The sequence below is a fragment of the Streptomyces sp. NPDC127068 genome, from assembly GCF_042724695.1.
GTDB lineage: Bacteria > Actinomycetota > Actinomycetes > Streptomycetales > Streptomycetaceae > Streptomyces.
The window spans coordinates 70,954-91,908 of sequence record NZ_JBHXEN010000006.1 but is presented as its reverse complement, the minus strand read 5'-3'; the positions used below and the strand labels follow the sequence as shown (position 1 = coordinate 91,908).

Sequence of the window (20,955 nt, the reverse complement as noted above, 5' to 3'; positions counted from 1 at the left end):
GGAACGCCTTGCCGAACGCGTCCGACCCGCACCTCCCGCCCCCGTTGCCCGCGCCCGACGAGCCTTACGACCTGACCGTCCTCAACCCGAGCACCGAAGAGGTGGTCGCCACCGTCCCCGGCGCCACCGCCGTCGACGTCGACCGGGCCGTCACCCGTGCCGCCGCCGCCCAACGCGCCTGGGCCGGCCTGGCACCCGGCGACCGGGCCCGCGCCCTGCGCCGGTTCGCCGCCGCGGTCGACGCCCACCTCGAAGAACTCGCCGACCTGGAGGTCCGCGAGGCCGGCCACACGATCGGCAACGCCCGCTGGGAGGCGGGCAACGTACGGGACCTCCTCGACTACGCGGCCGGCGGGGTGGAAAGGCTGAGCGGGCGACAGATCCCGGTCGCCGGCGGACTCGACGTCACGATCCTCGAACCGCTCGGGGTCATCGGGGTCATCGCCCCCTGGAACTTCCCCCTGCCGATCGCCGCCTGGGGGACCGCGCCGGCACTCGCGGCGGGCAACGCCGTCCTCCTGAAGCCCGCCGAGACCACTCCCCTCACCGCACTGCGGCTGGCCGAGATCGGCCGTGAGTCCGGGCTGCCGGAGCACCTGTTCCAGGTGCTGCCCGGCGCGGGGAGGATCGCGGGCGACGCACTGGTGACCCATCCGGGCGTCGCGAAGATCGTGTTCACCGGCTCCACCGCCGTGGGCAAGGCGATCATGGCGAAGTGCGCCGACCGGGTGAAGCGGGTGACCCTCGAACTCGGCGGCAAGAGCCCCAACCTGGTCTTCGCCGACGCCGACATCGAGGCCGCCGCTGCCGCCGCGCCCCTGTCCTTCCTCGACAACAGCGGCCAGGACTGCTGTGCCCGGACCCGCATCCTGGTGCAGGACACGGTGTACGACCGCTTCCTCGGACTCCTCGCTCCCGCGGTGGAGTCCGTGCGCGTCGGCGACCCGGCAGACGAACGCACCCAGATGGGCCCGTTGATCTCCCGGGCCCAGCGCGACCGGGTCCGCGGCTACGTCCCCGACGACCTGCCCGGAATCCGGGGCCGGTGTCCCGACGGGCCCGGCTTCTGGTTCGCGCCGACCGTCCTCACCGGCCTCGCTCCCGACGCGCCCGCCGCCACCGAGGAGGTCTTCGGTCCGGTGGCCGTGGTGCTGCCCTTCCGCGACGAGGCGGAGGCCGTCCGACTCGCCAACGCCACCGAGTACGGCCTGGCCGGCTCGGTGTGGACCCGCGACCTGGGCCGGGCCCTGCGGGTCTGCGGCGCGGTCGCCGCGGGCAACCTGTCCGTGAACTCCCACTCCAGCGTCCGCTACTGGACCCCGTTCGGCGGCTTCAAACAGTCCGGGCTCGGGCGCGAACTGGGCCCCGACGCGCTGGCGGCCTTCACCGAGACCAAGAACGTCTTCCTGAGCACGGAGGTCTGACCCATGACCGGAACCCCAGCGGCCGACCCCCGGCCGACCGCCGCCGCGCCCGTCTGCCGACGACTGGTCGGCCGCACCGCCGTGATCACCGGAGCGGCCAGCGGGATCGGCCTCGCCACCGCCCGTCGGCTGGCCGCCGAGGGCGCCCACGTCGTCTGCGGCGACATCGACGAACGGGCCGGCACCGCGGTCGCCGACGAGGTCGGCGGCACCTTCGTCGCCGCCGACGTCACCGACGCCGACCAGGTCGAGGCGCTGTTCCGGGCGGCCCACGACACCTACGGCTCGGTGGACGTCGCCTTCAACAACGCCGGGATCTCACCGCCGGACGACGACTCCATCCTCGACACCTCGCTGGCGGCGTGGCAGCGGGTCCAGGAGGTCAACCTCACCTCCGTCTACCTGTGTTGCAAGGCGGCCATCCCCTACATGCGCCGCCAGGGCAGGGGCTCGATCATCAACACCGCCTCGTTCGTGGCCCGGATGGGCGCGGCGACCTCGCAGATCTCGTACACCGCCTCCAAGGGCGGGGTCCTCGCCATGTCCCGCGAACTGGGCGTGCAGTTCGCCCGCGAGGGCATCCGGGTGAACGCGTTGTGCCCCGGCCCGGTCAACACCCCCCTGCTCCGGGAGCTGTTCGCCAAGGACCCCGAGCGGGCGGCCCGCCGGCTGGTGCACATCCCCGTCGGGCGGTTCGCCGAGGCCGAGGAGATCGCCGCCGCCGTCGCGTTCCTGGCGAGCGACGACGCGTCGTTCGTCAACGCCACCGACTTCCTGGTGGACGGCGGGATCTCCGGCGCCTACGTCACCCCGCTGTGAGCGCCCCGCGGGGCGCTCACAGGGAGCCGAGCTCGGCCGTGATCCAACGCTCCGGGCGCATGTGGACGATCAGTTGGTCGCCCTGCTCGCGTGCGGCGAAGTCGAGGTACCCGGAGACCTTCTCGGCGGGCAGGTAGCGGGCCGCCAGCTCCCGGATGTGTTCCCGGTCCGCGGGTGCCGTACTGATGACGGGCCCTTCCACGGAGACGTACCGCACGGTCGGTTCCACCCGGTCCACCAACAGGGTGAACCGGCCGGCCGCCGCGATCAGTTCGGCCTTGCGCGAGGTGGTTCCGGTGAGGATCCAGAGGTCGCCGCCCGGCGCGTACTGGTACCAGATGGGCACCGAGACCGGGGCGCGGCCCGGGTCGCCCGAGTCGATCGAGATCGCTGCGATGTGGGGCTCGGCGAGGAACTCTTCGCGTTCGTGACGGGTCAACGGCATGGCGGATCTCCTGGGTGACGTGGGCCGCTCCTGGTCGGGGAGCGGGCGCGTTCGGGGAGCACGGACACGGTTACCGTACGGCGGTACCGGTCGGCCATACGGTAGCCCACTCCGTACCGCCGTACCGGTCGGCTGTACAGTCGACCGGTCCAGCGAGCAACGCGCAACGGAGGGGCCGGTAGTGGACAACGAGCGGGGGCACCGTCGTCGGGCCGGTGGCGAACGGCGCGTCGAGGTGCTGCGGGTGGCCGCCGCCGTCCTGGCCGAACGGGGCTACGACCGGACCCGGTTCAGCGACGTCGCGAGTGCCGCGGGCGTCGCCGTGAGCACGCTCCAGTTCTACTTCGGCTCACGCGACGACATGCTCGTCGCGGCCCTCCACCACTCCACCGAGGAGGAGGTCCGGGTCATGGAACGCTGCGCCGCCCAGGAGGACGGGCCGTGGGAGCGCCTGCTCCGACTCCTGGAGCGCGGACTGGCGAGCCAGCCGGAACAGACCTGGCGGATGCTGCTCGAATTCTGGTACGCCGCGGTCCGCGACCCTGAACTGCGGGCCCACAGCGCCGATCTCCAGCGCCGCTACCGGCGCCCGTTCGTCGAAGCGGTCCACGAGGGCGTGCGGACCGGCCGGTTCACCACCGACCAGGACCCCGAGGACCTGGTGACGGTCGTGCTCGCCCTCCTCGACGGCATGGTGGTGCCCCGCCTGTGCGCCCACGACTACGTCCGGGAGGAGCAGGTCCGGGTCATCGCGGTCGACGCCGTCGCCGGACTGCTCGGCGTGGACCGCTCCACGACGTGACCGCCCACCGCGCCGGGACTCACAGGAACGTCCGGCCCTCGCCCCGGTAGGTCGGCACCACGGCGGTCACCCGGTCGCCCCGCACCAGGTGCAGCGCAGCGAAGCGCTCGCACAGCTCGCCCGCCTTCGCATGGCGGAACCACACCTTGTCCCCGAGCAGCAGATCGTCCGCCGGCGCGCCGAACAGCGGGGTCTGGACCTCACCGGCGCCCTCCGTCCGGCCGTACCGCAGCCCCTCGGGCAGGTACGGGACGGGCAGTCGGTCCGCCCCCGCCGGACCCGACGCCGGGTAGCCGCCGCCCAGCACGGTCACCACGCCGACCCCCGGGCGCCGCACCACCGGCTGGGCGAACAGGGCCGCCGGGCGCCCCCTGAACGACGCGTAGTGGTCGAACAGTCGGGGCACGAAGAGCCCCGACCCCGCGGCGACCTCCGTCACCGCGTCCTCCGCCGCCGTGTGCTGCACGCTGCCGGTCCCGCCACCGTTGACGAACTCCAGGTCCGGTGCGACCGACCGCACCGCACGCACCGCCGCCGCGCGCCGCACCACCAACTCCCGCCGGGCCGCCGACTGCATCAGCCGGACACCGCGCGACAGCACCGGACGGCCCGCCACCGCGTCACCGACCCCGGCGATGTGCCCCTCGTACCCCATCACTCCCACCAGCCGGAACCCGGGCGTCCCGGCCACCGCGCGGGCCACCTCCACCAGGGCGGCGGGGGAGCGCAGCGGCGACCGGCGCGCCCCCACCCGGACCAAACCGCCGACCCGCCACAGCGAGGTGTCCCACTCCAGACACACCCGCACCTCCTCCCGACCCCCGCGCGCCGCGTCGATCAGCCTCAACTGCGCGGGGTCGTCCACCATCACGGTGACGGCCCGGGCCAGCTTCGGATCGGACGTGAGCTCGGCGAAGGCGGCGCGGTCGGTGGACGGGTAGGCGAGCAGGACGTCATCGAAGCCGGAGCGCGCCAGCCAGAGCGACTCGGCGAGGGTGAAGGACAGGACGCCGGCGAAGCCCTCCCGCTCCAGGACCCGTTCCAACAGCGCCCGGCAGCGCACCGACTTGGTGGCCACCCGGACCGGTGTGCCGCCCGCGCGGCGCACCAGATCCGCGGCGTTGGCGTCGAAGGCGTCCAGGTCCACGATCGCCAACGGGGCGTCCAGCCCGGCGGTGGCGCGGTCGTAACGGGCCCGGTCGGCGGCGCGCGCAGTCATGCCCGCAGCCTGCCAGATGCGGTTACCGGAGGGTAGGGGGACGTACCGGGCAGATGCCGCCGGTGGCCGCTCCGACTCCCCGATGAAGGTCATCAGCCCGTAGAGTGACGCGAACGCAAACGAACGACCGGGCCCGTGGAACCACCCGCCGAACCGGTCGACCGCACCGTCCGCCGCACGACCCGGCCGGACCGGTCGCGGTGGCCGGCCCCGTCACCGGCGGGTTCCGTCGCGGTCCCGTTGCCCGGGCGGCCCCGGCCCGCAGCCGGGAGCCGGCGGGCCGACCGCCGAGGTCTTCGCGGGCGCGAGCCGTGGAGAGGTCGGCAACGACCCGCCCGGGAGCCGGACGGGGCACGCACCGTCCGGGGCCCGCGGCGGGGTCCGGGCGCAGGCCGCTGGAGAGGAGCCGGGCAGCGAGCCCGGCACGGGTGACCCGGTCCCAGGGGGACCGGCCAGGAAACGGGGGGCGCATGAGCACGGACACGACCGGGCCGGCCCCCGCCCACCCACCCGCCCCCCTCAGCCCCCCGGCACCGCCCGCCCCCGCGCCGACCCGCTCCTTCCCGGTGGCCCCTGCGGGCCGGATAGGCCCGGTGGGCCCGCCGCCCCCGCCGCTTCACCCACCACGCCCTTCGGCACCCCCGCGCCCCACCGGTGCGCCCCGCACGCACCCCGGCGTCGGCCTGCCCGCCCCCGCTCCGGACCGTCCCCCGACGGCGAGTTCCCGTCCTCGCACTCCCGGAACCCGCAAGTCACTGGATACTCAAGGGGTGTTCGACGTTCGCGGAATGGCTGACGACAACCCGTTGCCGGACGGCCCGGGATACGCCGGCCCTCCCGGCCGGAGCCGGCCGGGCCACGGCCCCCACTTCGGTGTGCCCGCACCCCCCGCCGTCCCCCCGGGTCCCCCCGGCCCCCCGGGCCCCACCCCGCCCCCGCCTCCGCCTCCGCCTCCGATCGCCTCGGCCCGTTTCCCCGACGAGCCGCCGCCCGAGCCCCGCACCCCCGGCGTCCCGCCGCCGGGCGCCGCCGGGTCCGAACTGCCGGGCGCCGGGCCCGTGCACCCGCCCCGCCCCCCGTACCCGGGCCGACCATCCGCGCCCCGCCGACCGACCCGGCCGGGACCGCGCGCGCCCCACCCCCCGTACCCCGCGGTGGGGGAGCACCACCCCACGCCGGCGCCCGACCACCGCACCGGCGGCGGGTACTGGGACGACGACCCGCACGGCCCCCTCCCGCCCGGACCGGGCGACCCGCGCACCTGGCCCGCCCCGACCGGCCCCTACGAACCGGGGCCGTACGACGACGAACCGGTGCACCGACTGCCCGGCGACGGCCTGCGCGACCCCGCCGACCGGGAGCCGGACCACCGGCCCGGCCGCTTCGCCCGCTACCGGGCCGCCACCGCCGCGGGCTGCATCATCCTCGGACTCGGCCTCATCGGCGGCGCCGTCACCGGCAGTTGGCTCACCGGGGACAGCACCGCGGCCCCCGGCCCGGCCGATCGGTTCGCCGCCCTGGCCGAGCTGTGGCACAGCACCCCGGTGGACGAACTCTTCCCCCGGACCGTGCGCGGCGAGGAAGCGGGCCCCGGCGGGGCGGACCGCCTGTGGCGCCGCGTCGCCGTCGCCCCCGACAGCAGCTGCGCCAAGGGCCTCGACCCCCTGCTGCACAAGGCCCTCGACCCCGCCGGCTGCGAACGGTTGGTGCGCGCCACGTACACCGACGACACCCGCAGCCACCTCACCACCGTCGGCCTGCTGTTCACCAAGGCGGACGCCAAGGGAATGCGCGCGCTGCGCACCCGCGTCACCGCGCAGGGCCTCGACCGGAGCCGCGAACTGATGCCCCGTCCGTACGCCGTCGCGGGCACCCCCGCCGCCGGGTTCGGGGACCAGCAGCGCGCGACCTGGACCCTCTCCGTCCTCACCGACGCCCCGGTCATCGCCTTCGCCGTCTCCGGGTTCGCGGACGGCCGCACCGTCACCGACCCGGAGCCCGCCACCGAGGCCGCCCGCGGCGACGGCACCTCCGCCGCCGCCCAGTCCGGACTCGGCCACGAGGCCAAGGGGCTCGCGGACCGCATCGAACGGGGCCTGCGCGCCCGGGTCACCGCAGCCGCGGAGAAGACGCCATGACCTCCCGCCCCCGAGCGGCCCGCCGCGCCGCCACCACCCTCGTCTGCGCCGGCCTCGCCACCGCACTCGCGCTCCTGCCCACCGCACCGGTCCACGCCGACAACATCCGGGCCCGCCAGTGGAGCCACGAGGCCCTCCGGGTCGAGGAGGCGTGGCGCACCACGAAGGGCGAGGGCATCACGGTCGCGGTACTCGACACCGGCGTCGACGACTCCCACCCCGACCTGACCGGCAACGTCCTGCCCGGCAAGGACCTGATCGGCTTCGGCGCCCAACGCGGCGACCGGCCCTGGGCACGGCACGGCACGGCGATGGCCGGGATCATCGCCGGCCACGGACACGGCCCCGGCAACGCCGACGGCGTCCTCGGCATCGCACCCGGCGCCAGGATCCTCCCGATCCGGGTGATCCTGGAGGACGGGGACCCGTCCCGCAAGAAGGCCCGCGACACCCGGGGCACCGCCCTCGCCGAAGGCATCCGCTGGGCCGCCGACCAGGGCGCCGACGTCATCAACCTCTCGCTCGGCGACGACTCCGCCTCCGCCCACCCCGAGCCCGCGGAGGACGCGGCCGTCCAGTACGCCCTGAAGAAGGGCGCGTCGGTCATCGCCTCTGCGGGCAACGGCGGCGAGAAGGGCGACCACGTCTCGTACCCGGCCGCCTATCCCGGGGTCATCGCGGCCACCGCCGTGGACCGGTTCGGGACCCGTGCGCCCTTCTCCACCCGCCGCTGGTACGCGACCGTCAGCGCGCCCGGTGAGGACGTCGTGCTGGTGGACCCGGACCGCCGTTACTACGAGGGCTGGGGCACCAGTGCCGCGGCCGCGTTCGTCTCCGGTGCCGTCGCCCTGGTCCGGGCCGCCCACCCCGATCTGAGCCCCGCCCAGATCAAGCGCCTGCTGGAGGACACCGCCCAGCACCCGCCCGAGGGCGGTCGTGACGACTCCCGGGGCTTCGGCCTGGTCGCCCCCGCCGCCGCGATCAGGGCGGGCGCCGACCTGGGCCCCGAGCCGAGCGCCGCCGCCTACGGCCAGCGGTACTTCGGGCCCGGCCCCGACCGTCCCGTGAAGAAGGAGGACAACGGATGGGTCGGGCCGTTCGCCGGGGGCGTCGGGGTCGTCCTGCTGGCCGTGGCGGTCGTCCTGTGGCGGCGCCGCCCCGCCGACTGAGCTCCGGGAGCCGTCGGGTCCGCGCGGCTCAAGGGGCGGAGGGCACCGGAGCGGCCCGCGACCCGTCCGCCGTCGCCCCGTCCGTCCCCGACCCGTCCTCCAGTGCCTCCACCGCCAGCGAGGCGACCTTCTCCACCAGGCGCACGCCCTCGTTCATCGAGGTGTGACCGTCCGACAGCACGGCCACCAGATAGCTCCGCCCCTCCACGGACACCCGCCCCACGCTGTTGATCACCCACAGTCCGGTCGCGGACCTGGGCAACCACCCGTTCTTCAGGGCCCGTTCGGAACCGCCCGCCGCCGAGACCCCCCAGTCCTGGCCGGACACCACCCGCCCCATCAACTGCTGCACGTAGGCGCGTGAGGCCGCGCTCAGCGCGGAACCGCCCTGCGAGTCGAACACCGCCCGCAACAGGGCCACCTGGTCCACCGCGGTGGTCTGGGTCAGCCCCCACCGCCCGGCCGCGCCACCCGTGGTCCCGGTCAACCCGAGCCGTTCGTTCGCCGCGTCGAGACCCCCGGCACCGCCTATCGCGGTCCACAGCGCGCTCGCGGAGGCGTTGTCGCTGCGCTCGATCATCGCCGTCGCGTTCCCCCGTTCGCCCGGGGTGAGCCGCCGCCCCGACCGCTGGGCGCCGAGCAGGAGGGCCGCCAGTATGTCCACCTTCACTATGCTCGCCGTCGCGAACGCCGTCGTGCCCCGGTAGGCGACCGGGGCGCCCTCCCCGTCCAGCGGGGTCAACGCCACCGAGTACCGGGACTTGCCCCGGGTGCGTACGGGTTCCAGGGCGCGGGCGAGCCGCTCCTCCTGCTCCACGGTGGTCTCCTCGGGCCGTGCGCTCGGGCTCGTGCTCGGCGCGGTCGACGGGGCGGGTGCGGTCGACGGCGAGGATAAGGAGGAGGACGACGCCGAGGCGCCGGAGCCCGGTGGCCCGCCGGACCCCGGACGGGTGTGCCCGGGGGACGAACACCCCAACAGGACGACCAGCAGGGAGCCGACGAACGTCAACAGGACGACAGGGCGCGGGGACGGCGTGCTGGTCCTCGCCGGGTTGGGTGAGCGCGGGAACATGCGGGGATGCTCCGGTGTCCTCGTGTGGGCGCCGTGAGATGAATCTCAGCTTCCGCTGAGAATGTCGGACCGTGACCCGGGTCCTCCCGCCCGGTGGGCCCCGCGGTGGGCCCACTAGGATCGTGCCCCGTGGCGAAGAAGAACATCCCGCAGCCCGGCTACTCCGACGACGACGGTTCCGCCGACCCCCGGCTGAGCGCCGCGCTCACCGCCTGGGCCGCCGACCGCAGCGCCGAGGGCCCGCTCCTCGAAGCCCTCCGGGGCACCCGCCTGCTGGTGCCGATGGTGGCCCTGCTCGGTGAGGTCGAGGAGGACGAGAACGGGTTGCGCCGCGAGAAGACGAGCGAGATGGCCGTCCCGACGCTCAAGGCCCGGGGCCGCACCGCCCTGCCCGCGTTCACCTCCACCGCGTCCCTCGCCCGTTGGGACCCCACGGCCCGGCCCGTCGCGGTGCCGCTGGAGCAGGCCCTCCAGGCCGCCGCCCACGAGAAGGCCGACACGATCGTCATCGACCTGGCCGGGCCCGTCCCGTACGAGCTCACCGGGCCCGCTCTGCTCGCCCTCGCCGAGGGCCGCACCAGCACCGATCCGCTCGCCGACCCGGCGGTCGCCGAGGCGGTGCGGGCCGTGGTCGCGGCCGAGCCCGCCGTGGTCAGCGCCCACCTCGGCGCGGGTCACGCGGACGCCGTCCTCGCCCTCGTCCTGGACCCGACGGCGCCCGCCACCGACGTGGTGCGGGCCCTGGCCGAGCGCCTGGCCGATGACCTGACCCTGCGCGCCCGGCTGGTGCGCGGTCTCGACCTGGCGCTGTTGCCGCCGGGCAGCACCCCGCCGGGGGAGCCGCTGTACGCGCGCGTCTGAAGCGGGCATGAGGAGAGGGGCCCCGCGGGGCCCCTCTCCTCACATCCGTGGTGTTCCGGGTGCGCGGGTCAGCCGTAGACCGCGCCCGTGTACTTCTCGCCCGGCCCCTGGCCCGGCGCGTCCGGGACGGTGGACGCCTCGCGGAAGGCCAACTGGAGCGACTTGAGGCCGTCGCGCAGCGGAGCCGCGTGGAAGGAGCTGATCTCGGTGCCGCCCGCGTCCACCAGACCGGCCAGCGCGTGGATCAGCTTGCGGGCCTCGTCGAGGTCCTTGTGCTGGTCGCCCTCCTCCGCGAGACCGAGGTTCACGGCGGCGGCACTCATCAGATGGACCGCCACCGTCGTGATCACCTCGACCGCGGGGACATCGGCGATGTCGCGGGTCATGGTGTCGAAGTCGGGGGCCGAGCCGTCGGCGTCCGCGGGGGCCGGGCCGGCCGGGTTCTCTGGGGTGGCGTCACTCATGCCCCACACGATAGGCCCAGCGCCCCGCGACCAGGGGGTGCGGCCCCCGTGGCGCTGATTGGCCGTGCAGTCCCGGAACTGTTAATCTGGGTGAACGACCGGCTGGGCATTCGCGTGCCCGGCCCACAAGTGGAGGCTCCGCTCTCCCACCTGACCGCCCTCCGGGGTGGCGGGTCACCGGTCAGGCGATCACGTCCCCGAGGTGTGATCAGCCCGAATGTACGCCCCGCGCTGTCGCGGCGGTGTTCCGGTACGTGAGGAGCCCCGCTGTGATCGTCCGGGGCATTTTTCGTGTGTCGGCGCGGTTAGGTCTAACGAAAAGAGACGTTACGCGGCTGTCCAGCCAGGCCGCCGCGTGGTGCTACCGAGGAGGATCCATCAGCGCCGAGCCCCGCATCAACGACCGGATTCGCGTTCCCGAGGTGCGACTTGTCGGTCCCAGCGGCGAGCAGGTCGGGATTGTCCCGCTTGCCAAGGCCCTGGAGCTTGCGCAGGAGTACGACCTGGACCTGGTCGAGGTCGCGGCGAACGCCCGTCCGCCGGTCTGCAAGCTCATGGACTACGGGAAGTTCAAGTACGAGTCGGCCATGAAGGCCCGTGAGGCGCGCAAGAACCAGGCGCACACGGTCATCAAGGAGATGAAGCTCCGGCCGAAGATCGACCCGCACGACTATGACACCAAGAAGGGTCATGTCGTCCGGTTCCTCAAGCAGGGTGACAAGGTCAAGATCACGATCATGTTCCGTGGCCGTGAGCAGTCCCGGCCGGAGCTCGGCTACCGCCTGCTCCAGCGGCTCGCGGAGGACGTCCAGGACCTGGGTTTCGTTGAGTCGAACCCGAAGCAGGACGGCCGCAACATGATCATGGTCCTCGGTCCGCACAAGAAGAAGACCGAGGCGATGGCCGAAGCCCGGGAGGCCCAGGCCGCCCGCAAGGCCGAGCGCCAGGCCCTGCAGCCGGGCCGCACGCAGCAGCCCGCCGCTGGGGAAGCTCTGGCTGAGGATGCTCCGGCTGAGGAAGCTCAGGTCGAAGAGGCTCCGGTCGCGGAGACTCCGGCCGAGGCGCCCGCCGAGGCGTGATCCCGGGACTCGCGTCCGGGGATGTCCATCAACACACATGACGCTCCACCGTGCCCGGTCTCCGGACCGGGCACCGGGGCGCCACCGACGAGGAGATAACGGCGCTATGCCGAAGAACAAGTCGCACAGCGGTGCCAGCAAGCGCTTCAAGATCACCGGCTCCGGCAAGGTGCTCCGCGAGCGCGCCGGCAAGCGCCACCTGCTCGAGCACAAGTCGTCCCGTTTGACGCGTCGTCTCACCGGCAACGCCGAGATGGCCCCGGGCGACGCCAAGAAGATCAAGAAGCTTCTCGGCAAGTGACGTCGCGGGCCCCCCAGGGGGCCGTGCGACGCCAGGACCGGGACCCAATCGATACCGGGCCGCGTGACGAACACCGCGGCCCCGCTACAAGGAGCTAACAAGTGGCACGCGTCAAGCGGGCAGTCAACGCCCACAAGAAGCGCCGGGCAATCCTGGAGCAGGCCAGCGGTTACCGCGGTCAGCGTTCGCGCCTGTACCGCAAGGCGAAGGAGCAGGTCACCCACTCCCTCGTTTACAACTACAACGACCGCAAGAAGCGCAAGGGCGACTTCCGTCAGCTGTGGATCCAGCGGATCAACGCCGCGGCCCGCGCCAACGGCATCACCTACAACCGCTTCATCCAGGGTCTGAAGGCCGCCAACATCGAGGTGGACCGCAAGATCCTCGCCGAGCTGGCCGTCAACGACGCGAACGCCTTCGCGGCGCTCGTCGAGGTCGCGCAGAAGGCGCTGCCCAGCGATGTGAACGCGCCGCGCGCGGCTGCCTGAAACACCGCTCCCGCCGCACCCAGACGGTGACGCCCGGACCCGTGGACCGACCCGGTCCACGGGTCCGGCTGCGTCCGCCCCCGCCGCCCGTTCCCCCGGCCGAAGTGCCGGACCGCCGGTCCGCGAGTCCGCCGCGGGGAGCGAGCCGGCCCGCACCGACCCCAGGGAGAGCCCCGATGTCCACCGGTCCCGAGCCGATCTCCGCGCGATCCGCGCGGGTCACGGCGGCCAAGCGGCTGGCGCGCCGCAACTTCCGGGGCAAGGAGCGCCTCTTCCTGGCCGAGGGGCCCCAGGCCGTCCGGGAGGCGGCGGCCCACCGCACCGCGGGGCAGCCCACCCTGGTGGAGATCTTCGCCACGCCGGACGCCGCGGACCGCTACCCCGACATCGTGGCCGACGCCCGCCGCGCGGGCGCCCGCGTCCACCTCGCCGGTGAAGAGGTCATCGCGGAGATCTCCACCACCGTCACCCCGCAGGGCCTCGTCGGCGTCTGCCGGTTCCTCGACACCCCCTTCGAGGACGTCGTCGCCGCCCGCCCCCGCCTGGTCGCGGTCCTCGCCCACGTCCGCGACCCGGGCAACGCCGGCACCGTCCTGCGCTGCGCCGACGCGGCCGGCGCCGACGCCGTCGTCCTCACCGACGCCTCCGTGGACCTCTACAACCCCAAGGCCGTCCGCGCCTCGGTGGGTTCCCTGTTCCACCTGCCGGTGGCCGTCGGAGTCCCCGTGGAGGTGGCGGTCACCCGGCTGCGGGAGGCGGGCGTGCGGATCGTGGCCGCCGACGGCGCGGGCGCCGACGACCTCGACACCGAGCTCGACCGGGGCACCATGGGCGGGCCCACCGCCTGGGTGTTCGGCAACGAGGCCTGGGGCCTGCCCGAGGAGACCCGCGCCCTCGCCGACGCCGTGGTCCGGGTCCCCATCCACGGCAAGGCGGAGAGCCTGAACCTCGCGACCGCCGCCGCGGTCTGCCTCTACGCCTCGGCCCGGGCGCAGCGCACGCGGGGCGGTTGCCAGGCGTAGGGCGCGCCCGGGGCGCACACGCACCGGCGTGCCCGCCCGCCCCGTGCCTCGGGTACGTCCCCGGGCGGCCGGCGGTTTCTGGCAGTCGGGGACCGGTGGCTAGTAGGGTGACGAACTCGGGGGCCCACTGCACCAGTTCGAGAGGTGGGGTACGGGGTTATGGCTGTCGGCACCAGCAGCGCCGCGGACACGGGCGGCGCGCCCGGTCCGGACGCGCCGTCCTGCCCGGACGCGCACGGGATCACCGCGGACGACCTCCCCGACGGGCTGGTCATCGCCGACGAGACCGGGCGGGTCATCTGTTTCAACGCCGCCGCCGCCCGGATCACCGCCGTCAGCCCCGCTGCCGCCCTCGGCGCCCCGCTGGAGCGCGCCCTGCCGCTGGAGGACCTGGAAGGCCGCCGCTGGTGGCGCCTGACCGACCCGTACGGCGGGCTCGTCATCCGCGGCGGCCAGCCCGAGCGCAACCTGCTGCTCCCCGGCGGCCGGGAGGTCATGGTCACCGCGCGCTACGTCCGCACCGAGCCGCGGGGCCCCGTGCGCCGGGTGGTCGTCTCGCTGCGGGACACCGAGGCCCGCCGGCGCACCGAGCGCAGCCACGCCGAGCTGATCGCCACCGTCGCCCACGAACTGCGTTCCCCGCTGACCTCCGTCAAGGGCTTCACCGCGACCCTGCTGGCCAAGTGGGAGCGCTTCACGGACGACCAGAAGAAACTGATGCTGGAGACCGTCGACGCCGACGCCAACCGCGTCACCCGGCTCATCGCGGAACTCCTGGACATCTCCCGCATCGATTCGGGACGGCTGGAGGTCCGGCGCCAGCCCGTCGACATCGGCGCCGCCGTGGGCCGCCACGTCCAGGCGCACGTGGCCGCCGGGCAGCCCGTCGACCGGTTCCTCGTCCGGCTGCGGCAACCACTGCCCGGACTGTGGGCGGACCCCGACAAGATCGACCAGGTGCTCAGCAACCTCCTGGAAAACGCGGTGCGCCACGGCGAGGGAACTGTCAGCATCGACGTGGAGCCCTCGCCGTCCCCGCGCGAACCCGGCATCACCGGGACGTCGGTCACCGTCAGCGACGAGGGGCCAGGCATCCCGGAGGAGTCCATGAACCGTGTCTTCACCCGCTTCTGGCGGGGGAGCAAGCGCGGCGGCACCGGGCTCGGCCTGTACATCGTCAAGGGCATCGTCGAGGCCCACGGCGGCACCATCACCGTCGGCCGGGGCCCCGCGGGCGGCGCCGAGTTCCGATTTACGTTGCCCGTGGCCACCCCCGCCTATCTGGTCTGAGGGGTCACGGGCACGCTCCGCGCACACGCGCGGTCAGGGCAGCCGCCCGCCCCGACGGGTCCCCGCACCACGGGCCTACGGCGCAGGGGCGGCTCCCGACCCCGTTAGACTCGGCCTTTGGCACCTTTGCGTCCCCACGGTCCGGGGCGGCAACGTCCCCCACCGGGGACGGGGCGTCCACGAGCCGGGACGGGGACCATCCGCCAGCCAATCGGAAGCACGGGAAGAGATGTCGGCACCGAACAAGTCGTACGACCCTGTCGAGGTCGAGGCACTGAAACCGGAAGAGATCGAGCGCAGGCGGGACGAGGCGCTCGCCGCCTTCGCCGCCGCCGGCGACCTCGCACAGCTCCAGGAGGCGAAGATCGCCCACACGGGCGGCACCTCCCCGCTGGCGCTCGCCAACCGGGAGATCGGCGCCCTGCCCCCGCAGGCCAAGGCCGAGGCGGGCAAGCGCGTCGGCCAGGCCCGGGGCGCGGTGAACAAGGCGTTCGCCGCCCGCCAGACCGAACTGGAGGCCGAGCGGGACGCCCGGGTCCTCGTCGAGGAAGCGGTCGACGTCACCCTGCCGTACGACCGCGTACCGGCCGGGGCCCGTCACCCGCTGACCACCCTGATGGAGCGGGTCGCCGACGTCTTCGTCGACATGGGCTACGAGGTCGCCGAGGGCCCCGAGGTCGAGGCCGAGTGGTTCAACTTCGACGCCCTGAACTTCACCCCCGACCACCCCGCCCGGCAGATGCAGGACACGTTCTTCGTCGCGGGCCCCGAGGCCCCCGGAGACCGGGCTGCCGACTCGGGCGTGGTACTGCGCACCCACACCTCCCCGGTGCAGGCCCGTGCGCTGCTCGGCCGTGAACTCCCCGTCTACGTGGTCTGCCCGGGCCGGGTCTACCGCACCGACGAGCTGGACGCGACGCACACGCCGGTCTTCCACCAGATCGAGCTGCTCGCCGTCGACGAGGGCCTCACCATGGCCGACCTCAAGGGCACCCTCGACCACATGGTCCAGGCGCTCTTCGGGGCCGGGATGAAGACCCGACTGCGGCCCAACTACTTCCCGTTCACCGAGCCGTCCGCCGAGATGGACATGCTCTGCTACGTGTGTCGCGGCGAGTCCATCGGCAACCCGGACCGCCCCTGCCGCACCTGTGGCAGCGAGGGGTGGATCGAGCTCGGCGGCTGCGGCATGGTCAACCCGCGGGTGCTCGTCGCCTGTGGCGTCGACCCGGAGAAGTACAGCGGATTCGCCTTCGGGTTCGGCATCGAACGGATGCTGATGTTCCGCCACAACGTCGAAGACATGCGAGACATGGTCGAGGGTGACGTCCGCTTCACCCGGCCGTTCGGGATGGAGATCTGATGCGGGTCCCGCTTTCCTGGCTGCGGGAGTACGTCGACCTCCCCGCCACCGAGACCGGCCGTGACGTACAGGACCGGCTCGTCGCCGCCGGCCTGGAGGTCGAGACGGTCGAACAGCTCGGCGCCGGCCTCAAGGGCCCCCTCGTCGTCGGTCGGGTCCTCACCATCGAGGAGCTGGAGGGGTTCAAGAAGCCCATCCGCTTCTGCACCGTCGACGTCGGCACCGCCAACGGCACCGGCGAACCGCAGGAGATCGTCTGCGGCGCCCGCAACTTCGCGGTCGGCGACAAGGTCGTCGTCGTGCTGCCCGGCGCCGAACTGCCCGGCGGCTTCGCGATCGCCGAGCGCAAGACGTACGGCAGGGTCTCGCGCGGCATGATCTGCTCCGCCGACGAGCTGGGCATGGGCGACGACGGCACCAAGGGCATCATCGTCCTGCCGCCCGAGCACGAGGTCGGCACCGACGCGATCGAACTCCTGGAACTCGTCGACGAGGTCCTCGACATCGCCGTCACCCCCGACCGGGGCTACTGCCTGTCGATGCGCGGCGTCGCCCGCGAGGCCGCCACCGCCTACGGGCTGCCGCTGCGCGACCCGGCCCTGCTCGACGTGCCCGGCCCCAACGCCTACGGCTACCCCGTCCAGGTCGCCGACCCGCGCGCCTGCGACCGGTTCACCGCCCGCACGGTCACCGGGCTCGACCCCGAGGCCCGGTCCCCGATCTGGCTGCGCCGCCGCCTCCAGAAGGCCGGGATGCGCCCGATCTCCCTGGCCGTCGACATCACCAACTACGTGATGCTGGAGCTGGGCCAGCCGCTGCACGCCTACGACCGCAGCCGCGTCGACGGACCCATCGGGGTGCGTCGCGCGGAGGCCGGTGAGCAGCTGACCACCCTGGACGGCGTCCGGCGGACCCTCGACGCCGAGGACCTGGTGATCACCGACGACCGCGGGCCCATCGGCCTCGCGGGTGTCATGGGCGGCGCCCACACGGAGATCGCGGACGCGGTCGTCGACCCGCAGACCGGCGCGGTCACCGGCACCAGCGAGGTCGTGGTCGAGGCCGCGCACTTCGACGCCGTGACCATCGCGCGGACCGCCCGCCGTCACAAGCTGGCCTCCGAGGCGTCCAAGCGCTTCGAGCGCGGTGTCGACCCGCTCGCCGCGTCCGCCGCCGCGCAGCGCACCGTCGACCTGCTGATCCTGCTCGCCGGCGGCACCGCTGACGCGGGCGTCACCGAGTTCATCGGCCCGGACGCCCCGCACACCATCCGCATCCCGGCCGACCACCCGGACAAGGTCGCCGGCGTCACCTACGGGCGGGAAACGGTCGTCCGCCGCCTCCAGCAGGTCGGTTGCGACGTGTACGGGCAGGACGAGCTGACCGTCACCGTGCCCACCTGGCGGCCCGACCTCACCGACCCGAACGACCTCGCCGAGGAGGTCATCCGGCTGGAGGGCTACGAGAACCTGCCCTCCACGCTGCCCCGGCCCCCCGCGGGCCGCGGGCTCACCGACCGGCAGCGGCTGCACAGCCGGGTCGGCCGGGCGCTCGCCGGGGCCGGCTACGTCGAGGCGCTGAACTACCCGTTCCTCGGTGAGCAGGCCCTCGACCAGCTCGCGCTGGCCGCCGACGACCCGAACCGTCGGACGGTCCGGCTCGTCAACCCGCTGAGCGACGAGGAACCCGCGCTGCGCACCACGCTGCTGCCGGGCCTTCTGAACGCGCTGCGGCGCAACGACGGGCGCGGCAGCCACGACCTCGCGCTCTTCGAGACCGGGTTGGTGTTCCACCCCCGTCAGGAGCAGCGGATCGCGGGCCGGCTGCCCGTCGACCGCCGCCCCTCGGACGAGGAGGTCGTGGCGCTCACCGCCGCGCTGCCCGTCCAGCCCCGGCACCTCGCCGTGGTCCTCGCGGGCGCCCGCGAGCAGGCCGGCTGGTGGGGCGCCGGCCGTCCCGCCGGCTGGGCCGACGCGGTCGAGGCGGCACGCACGGTGGCCCGGGAGGCCGGTACCGAACTCGCCGTCGAGCAGGGCCAGTACGGTCCCTGGCACCCGGGGCGTTGCGCGGCGCTGTTCGTGGCGGTCGACGGGGTGAAGACGCCCGTCGGGTACGCGGGCGAACTGCACCCGCGGGTGGTCAAGGCGTTCGGGCTGCCCGCCCGGACCAGTGCGATGGAGCTGAACCTCGACCTGCTCCAGCGCGCGGGCGAGGGGCTGCCGCAGGCGCCCCGGATCTCCACCTTCCCGGTGGCGACCCAGGACGTGGCGCTCGTGGTGGACGCCGCGGTTCCCGCCGCCTTCGTGGAGCACCAGCTCCGGCTCGGCGCGGGTCCGCTGCTGGAGTCCGTCCGCCTGTTCGACGTCTACACCGGCGACCAGGTCGGGGAGGGCAAGAAGTCGCTCGCGTACGCGCTGCGCTTCCGGGCGCCCGACCGCACGCTGACCGTCGAGGAGGCGTCCGCGGCCCGTGACGCGGCCGTCGCCCGGGCGGCCGACGGAGCGGGTGCGGTGCTGCGCGGAGTCTGACCCGAGGGAGGCCCCGCACTGCGCGGGCCCTCCTCGGGTGGGTGTCTCTCAAGGGGCGCGTCCGAGTCATCGGACGCGCCCCTTCTGCTTGCCCGCACTCTTGCTCACTCGTTCGGGTGGCACAGTCGGGCGAAGTGGCCCGAACGGCCGATCGGGTCGCCAGAATCGATCCGGCCGTAAGGGTTTCGACCCGAATGCAGGGCCTACGAGGGGGGCCGTCGGCATGATCCGTAGCAGCGCGGGGGTTCCGCCCTGGGTCCGTTCCTCCGCACGGGTGCTCGGTCTGCCGACCCTCTGGGGTGCGATCGCCGTCACCTACAAGCTCGTCTGCCCCCTGGCCCGGGAGGCGGGCATCGAGGCCCGGCTCGTCAACGGCGCGGTGTTCTTCGCCGTGGGCACCGGGTTCGTCGTCCACGTCCGCACCGTGGTGCAGCGGGAGGTCCAACAGGCCCTGCGGGTCGCCCGCGCCGCGCAGAACGCCCTACTGCGCCCCCTCCCGGCCCGGATCGACGGCCTCGCCCTCGCCGGTGGACGGCTCTCGGTGGAGCGCGACGCGTGCGTCGGCGGCGACCTCTACGACGTCCTCGCCACCGAGTACGGGGTGCGGATCGTCATGGGCGACGTACGGGGACACGGCCTCGCCGCCCTGTCGACGGTCGCCGCGGTCATCGGGAGCTTCCGCGAGGCGGGGCACGACGAGCCCGAACTCGCCGGGGTCGTCCGCCGGCTGGACCGCGCCCTCGCCCGTCACCTGGACGACCGGGCCCGACTCGACCCGGCACCGGACGGCCCGGTCGCCGAGGAGTTCGTCAGCCTGCTGGTCGTGGAGATCGACCCGGCCGGCGAGGTCGTCGCCGTCAACTGCGGCCACCCCTGGCCCTACCGGCTGCGCGCCCTCGCCGGTCCGCGGGGGGCCCGGGGACGGGCGTTCCCCGTCACCGAGGCCGATCCGCTGCCGCCGCTGGGGCTCTTCCCGCTGCCCGCCGAACTGCCGTTGGTGCGCTGCGGGCGGCTGCTGTCCGGCGAGGCGTTGTTCCTGCACACCGACGGGGCGGCGGACGCCCGGGACCGGCGCGGTCGTTTCTTCCCGCTGGAGGTGGCGCTGTTGGACGCCATCCGTAGCGTCCCGCTCTCCCCGGACGGGGTGGTCCGGGCCGTCTTCGGGCAGTTGACGCGGCACGTCTCGGGGGCGCCCGCCGATGACGTGGCGCTGCTGGTCCTGCGCAACGACCGGGTGGGTGTGGGCACCCGGTCGGGCCCGCCGTCGCCCCGGCCCGCCCACCGGGTGATCTGACTGCGCCCGGCCGCGATGCGTCAGCCGTAGGGGGAGAACCCGAAGCCGGACTGTATTCCGCGTACATCCAGTCCATCACTTGGTTATGCCTCTGACCTGCTATTTCATGGAGCGGCAGGTGTCCCGATCAGGCCGCCGAACAGTGCGCGACCACCGGCGCCGCAGTCGACGTCCGCAGCCCTGTGGGGAGGCGGCTGACCGTCCATCCCGGGCAGGCGCCCCAGGGCACCACCCTGTCCGGGGACCTGGTGGAGACCGACCAGGGCACGCTGAACACGTCCACGTCGCCGGAATCGTCGTCTCCAACGCCGGACCCCGGGAACTGCTCCTCCCACCGGACGAGAGCGTACTCCGGCGCACCGCGCAGGGCTTCCGGCGCGGACTGCCCCTCGACCGGGTTCGCGAGACCTTCGTGATCCCCCGGAGGATCCTCCTGCCCGAGCAGACGAACCTGATCGCGCGTCTGTGTGACACCGAGGCGTCCGCGCTCGACTGGGCCTTGGAGAGGCTTGGTGCTTCCGGGGGTGTGGTCTCATTGTCGGCCTAGTCGCTGCCGCCCCGCCGGGCTTCTCCTGTGTGGACCCCGTGAGCCGGGGCCTGGAGGCCCAGTGGGCCGAACACCGGTCGGGTTCATACCGGGACACGGCCGTCGCTTTTCGGCCATGGGTACCAGCGGTACAGCCGTTGGCGCGAAGCGCCTGATCGCGGCTGTCAGCTGCGGGTCTCGGCGTTCGGACGGGGACTGGGACTGGAGCCGCTCGCGGAGGTCGATCTCCTCAGCGGTACGCGGGTCTTCGAGGGTCTTCTCCCGGATGTGGTTGCGCTCGATCTGCCCGGGACGGCGAGGACGGCGAAGAACATGGCGCCGATGCCATCAGGGTCGTAGATGCCGGTGAGCGGGCCTGTGAGGAGTTCGAGCTGGATGCCGCCAGCCTGGAGGTCGGCGGACAGCGTCATCAGCTCGGCGGCGTTCCTGGCCAGACGCTTCAGCTCGTGGACGGTGATGATGACGGGCGTCTCGGGGGCGGCCTCCTTGAACTGGTGGGCCAGGGCGAGAGTCTTCTCCGGGACCTCCCGTTCCTCGCGGGGCGCGGGGACGAGGACGAACCTGGGGGTGTGTTGCTTCGCGGCAGTCTTCCCGCCCCGGGCGCGGCAGGCGCATCACAGTTCGGGCAGT

General features: G+C 73.8%; 20 protein-coding genes. 15 read left to right on the top strand and 5 right to left on the bottom strand.

Annotated elements, in window-relative coordinates; translation table 11 throughout:
- Positions 1-44 precede the first annotated feature (44 nt).
- Positions 45-1,424 (top strand): aldehyde dehydrogenase family protein, encoded by a 1,380-nt coding sequence (locus tag ACFWIA_RS05365; RefSeq protein ID WP_387000768.1) that lies wholly within the window; start codon positions 45-47, stop codon positions 1,422-1,424.
- 3 nt (positions 1,425-1,427) lie between these two features.
- Positions 1,428-2,243, top strand: coding sequence for a 3-oxoacyl-ACP reductase (locus ACFWIA_RS05360; protein WP_387000615.1), 816 nt, complete (start codon positions 1,428-1,430; stop codon positions 2,241-2,243).
- A gap of 16 nt (positions 2,244-2,259) precedes the next feature.
- On the opposite strand, the gene ACFWIA_RS05355 is transcribed toward ACFWIA_RS05360, so the two are convergent.
- Positions 2,260-2,688, bottom strand: a complete 429-nt coding sequence (locus ACFWIA_RS05355; RefSeq protein ID WP_387000614.1) for a pyridoxamine 5'-phosphate oxidase family protein — start codon at positions 2,686-2,688, stop codon at positions 2,260-2,262.
- A 181-nt stretch (positions 2,689-2,869) separates the two neighbouring features.
- Between ACFWIA_RS05355 and ACFWIA_RS05350 the strand changes: the two genes are divergently transcribed.
- A complete protein-coding gene (locus ACFWIA_RS05350; protein ID WP_387000613.1) occupies positions 2,870-3,490 on the top strand; it encodes a TetR/AcrR family transcriptional regulator in 621 nt (206 codons plus the stop codon).
- A 19-nt stretch (positions 3,491-3,509) separates the two neighbouring features.
- Here the strand turns inward: ACFWIA_RS05350 and ACFWIA_RS05345 are convergent, their stop codons facing one another.
- Positions 3,510-4,709 (bottom strand): amino acid deaminase/aldolase, encoded by a 1,200-nt coding sequence (locus ACFWIA_RS05345; RefSeq protein WP_387000611.1) that lies wholly within the window; start codon positions 4,707-4,709, stop codon positions 3,510-3,512.
- 1,154 nt (positions 4,710-5,863) lie between these two features.
- On the opposite strand from ACFWIA_RS05345, the gene ACFWIA_RS05340 reads away from it, so the two are divergent.
- Entirely contained in the window at positions 5,864-6,847 is a 984-nt protein-coding gene (locus ACFWIA_RS05340; protein WP_387000609.1) for a hypothetical protein, read from the top strand.
- Positions 6,844-8,016: a type VII secretion-associated serine protease mycosin gene (gene mycP, locus ACFWIA_RS05335; RefSeq protein WP_387000608.1), complete on the top strand. Its 1,173-nt coding sequence runs from the start codon at positions 6,844-6,846 to the stop codon at positions 8,014-8,016. The genes ACFWIA_RS05340 and mycP overlap by 4 nt, the downstream gene beginning before the upstream one ends.
- Before the next feature lie 28 nt (positions 8,017-8,044).
- On the opposite strand, the gene ACFWIA_RS05330 is transcribed toward mycP, so the two are convergent.
- The gene (locus ACFWIA_RS05330) at positions 8,045-8,833 is read right to left on the bottom strand and encodes a serine hydrolase (protein WP_387000606.1); all 789 of its coding nucleotides are present in this window, start codon (positions 8,831-8,833) and stop codon (positions 8,045-8,047) included.
- 31 nt (positions 8,834-8,864) lie between these two features.
- Here ACFWIA_RS05330 and ACFWIA_RS05325 point away from each other — a divergent pair, with 31 nt between their 5' ends.
- On the top strand, positions 8,865-9,125 hold the full coding sequence (locus tag ACFWIA_RS05325) for a hypothetical protein (RefSeq protein ID WP_387000604.1): 261 nt from the start codon (positions 8,865-8,867) through the stop codon (positions 9,123-9,125).
- Positions 9,126-9,217: 92 nt separating this feature from the next.
- Positions 9,218-9,949 carry an SseB family protein gene (locus ACFWIA_RS05320; RefSeq protein ID WP_387000602.1) on the top strand — a complete coding sequence of 244 codons (732 nt, stop codon included), beginning with the start codon at positions 9,218-9,220 and terminating at the stop codon, positions 9,947-9,949.
- A gap of 68 nt (positions 9,950-10,017) precedes the next feature.
- On the opposite strand, the gene ACFWIA_RS05315 is transcribed toward ACFWIA_RS05320, so the two are convergent.
- Positions 10,018-10,413, bottom strand: coding sequence for a DUF1844 domain-containing protein (locus ACFWIA_RS05315; protein ID WP_387000600.1), 396 nt, complete (start codon positions 10,411-10,413; stop codon positions 10,018-10,020).
- Positions 10,414-10,748: 335 nt separating this feature from the next.
- Here ACFWIA_RS05315 and infC point away from each other — a divergent pair, with 335 nt between their 5' ends.
- The 8 genes from infC to ACFWIA_RS05275 all read left to right on the top strand — a co-directional run bounded on the left by infC (position 10,749) and on the right by ACFWIA_RS05275 (position 19,778).
- Positions 10,749-11,492 carry a translation initiation factor IF-3 gene (gene infC / locus ACFWIA_RS05310; RefSeq protein WP_387000766.1) on the top strand — a complete coding sequence of 248 codons (744 nt, stop codon included), beginning with the start codon at positions 10,749-10,751 and terminating at the stop codon, positions 11,490-11,492.
- Between the two features lie 106 nt (positions 11,493-11,598).
- Positions 11,599-11,793, top strand: coding sequence for a 50S ribosomal protein L35 (rpmI, locus tag ACFWIA_RS05305; RefSeq protein ID WP_003947156.1), 195 nt, complete (start codon positions 11,599-11,601; stop codon positions 11,791-11,793).
- A gap of 101 nt (positions 11,794-11,894) precedes the next feature.
- The gene (rplT, locus tag ACFWIA_RS05300; RefSeq protein ID WP_351247848.1) at positions 11,895-12,281 is read left to right on the top strand and encodes a 50S ribosomal protein L20; all 387 of its coding nucleotides are present in this window, start codon (positions 11,895-11,897) and stop codon (positions 12,279-12,281) included.
- Between the two features lie 176 nt (positions 12,282-12,457).
- A complete protein-coding gene (locus tag ACFWIA_RS05295) occupies positions 12,458-13,303 on the top strand; it encodes a TrmH family RNA methyltransferase (RefSeq protein WP_387000598.1) in 846 nt (281 codons plus the stop codon).
- Positions 13,304-13,462: 159 nt separating this feature from the next.
- Positions 13,463-14,593: an ATP-binding protein gene (locus ACFWIA_RS05290; RefSeq protein ID WP_385493143.1), complete on the top strand. Its 1,131-nt coding sequence runs from the start codon at positions 13,463-13,465 to the stop codon at positions 14,591-14,593.
- A gap of 229 nt (positions 14,594-14,822) precedes the next feature.
- On the top strand, positions 14,823-15,956 hold the full coding sequence (gene pheS / locus ACFWIA_RS05285) for a phenylalanine--tRNA ligase subunit alpha (protein WP_387000596.1): 1,134 nt from the start codon (positions 14,823-14,825) through the stop codon (positions 15,954-15,956).
- Entirely contained in the window at positions 15,956-18,484 is a 2,529-nt protein-coding gene (gene pheT / locus ACFWIA_RS05280) for a phenylalanine--tRNA ligase subunit beta (RefSeq protein ID WP_387000593.1), read from the top strand. The genes pheS and pheT overlap by 1 nt, the downstream gene beginning before the upstream one ends.
- A 223-nt stretch (positions 18,485-18,707) precedes the next feature.
- Positions 18,708-19,778: a PP2C family protein-serine/threonine phosphatase gene (locus ACFWIA_RS05275; protein ID WP_387000591.1), complete on the top strand. Its 1,071-nt coding sequence runs from the start codon at positions 18,708-18,710 to the stop codon at positions 19,776-19,778.
- 711 nt (positions 19,779-20,489) lie between these two features.
- On the opposite strand, the gene ACFWIA_RS05270 is transcribed toward ACFWIA_RS05275, so the two are convergent.
- The gene (locus ACFWIA_RS05270) at positions 20,490-20,783 is read right to left on the bottom strand and encodes a hypothetical protein (RefSeq protein ID WP_387000764.1); all 294 of its coding nucleotides are present in this window, start codon (positions 20,781-20,783) and stop codon (positions 20,490-20,492) included.
- Between the last annotated feature and the right edge of the window lie 172 nt (positions 20,784-20,955).

Bases quoted from the DNA above. Each gene is read 5' to 3' on its own strand.
- ACFWIA_RS05345 (WP_387000611.1), bottom strand. From the start codon at position 4,709: ATGACTGCGCGCGCCGCCGACCGGGCCCGTTACGACCGCGCCACCGCC.
- ACFWIA_RS05275 (WP_387000591.1), top strand. From the start codon at position 18,708: ATGATCCGTAGCAGCGCGGGGGTTCCGCCCTGGGTCCGTTCCTCCGCA.
- ACFWIA_RS05360 (WP_387000615.1), top strand. From the start codon at position 1,428: ATGACCGGAACCCCAGCGGCCGACCCCCGGCCGACCGCCGCCGCGCCC.
- ACFWIA_RS05315 (WP_387000600.1), bottom strand. From the start codon at position 10,413: ATGAGTGACGCCACCCCAGAGAACCCGGCCGGCCCGGCCCCCGCGGAC.
- mycP (WP_387000608.1), top strand. From the start codon at position 6,844: ATGACCTCCCGCCCCCGAGCGGCCCGCCGCGCCGCCACCACCCTCGTC.
- pheT (WP_387000593.1), top strand. From the start codon at position 15,956: ATGCGGGTCCCGCTTTCCTGGCTGCGGGAGTACGTCGACCTCCCCGCC.
- rpmI (WP_003947156.1), top strand. From the start codon at position 11,599: ATGCCGAAGAACAAGTCGCACAGCGGTGCCAGCAAGCGCTTCAAGATC.
- ACFWIA_RS05290 (WP_385493143.1), top strand. From the start codon at position 13,463: ATGGCTGTCGGCACCAGCAGCGCCGCGGACACGGGCGGCGCGCCCGGT.
- ACFWIA_RS05355 (WP_387000614.1), bottom strand. From the start codon at position 2,688: ATGCCGTTGACCCGTCACGAACGCGAAGAGTTCCTCGCCGAGCCCCAC.
- pheS (WP_387000596.1), top strand. From the start codon at position 14,823: ATGTCGGCACCGAACAAGTCGTACGACCCTGTCGAGGTCGAGGCACTG.
- ACFWIA_RS05295 (WP_387000598.1), top strand. From the start codon at position 12,458: ATGTCCACCGGTCCCGAGCCGATCTCCGCGCGATCCGCGCGGGTCACG.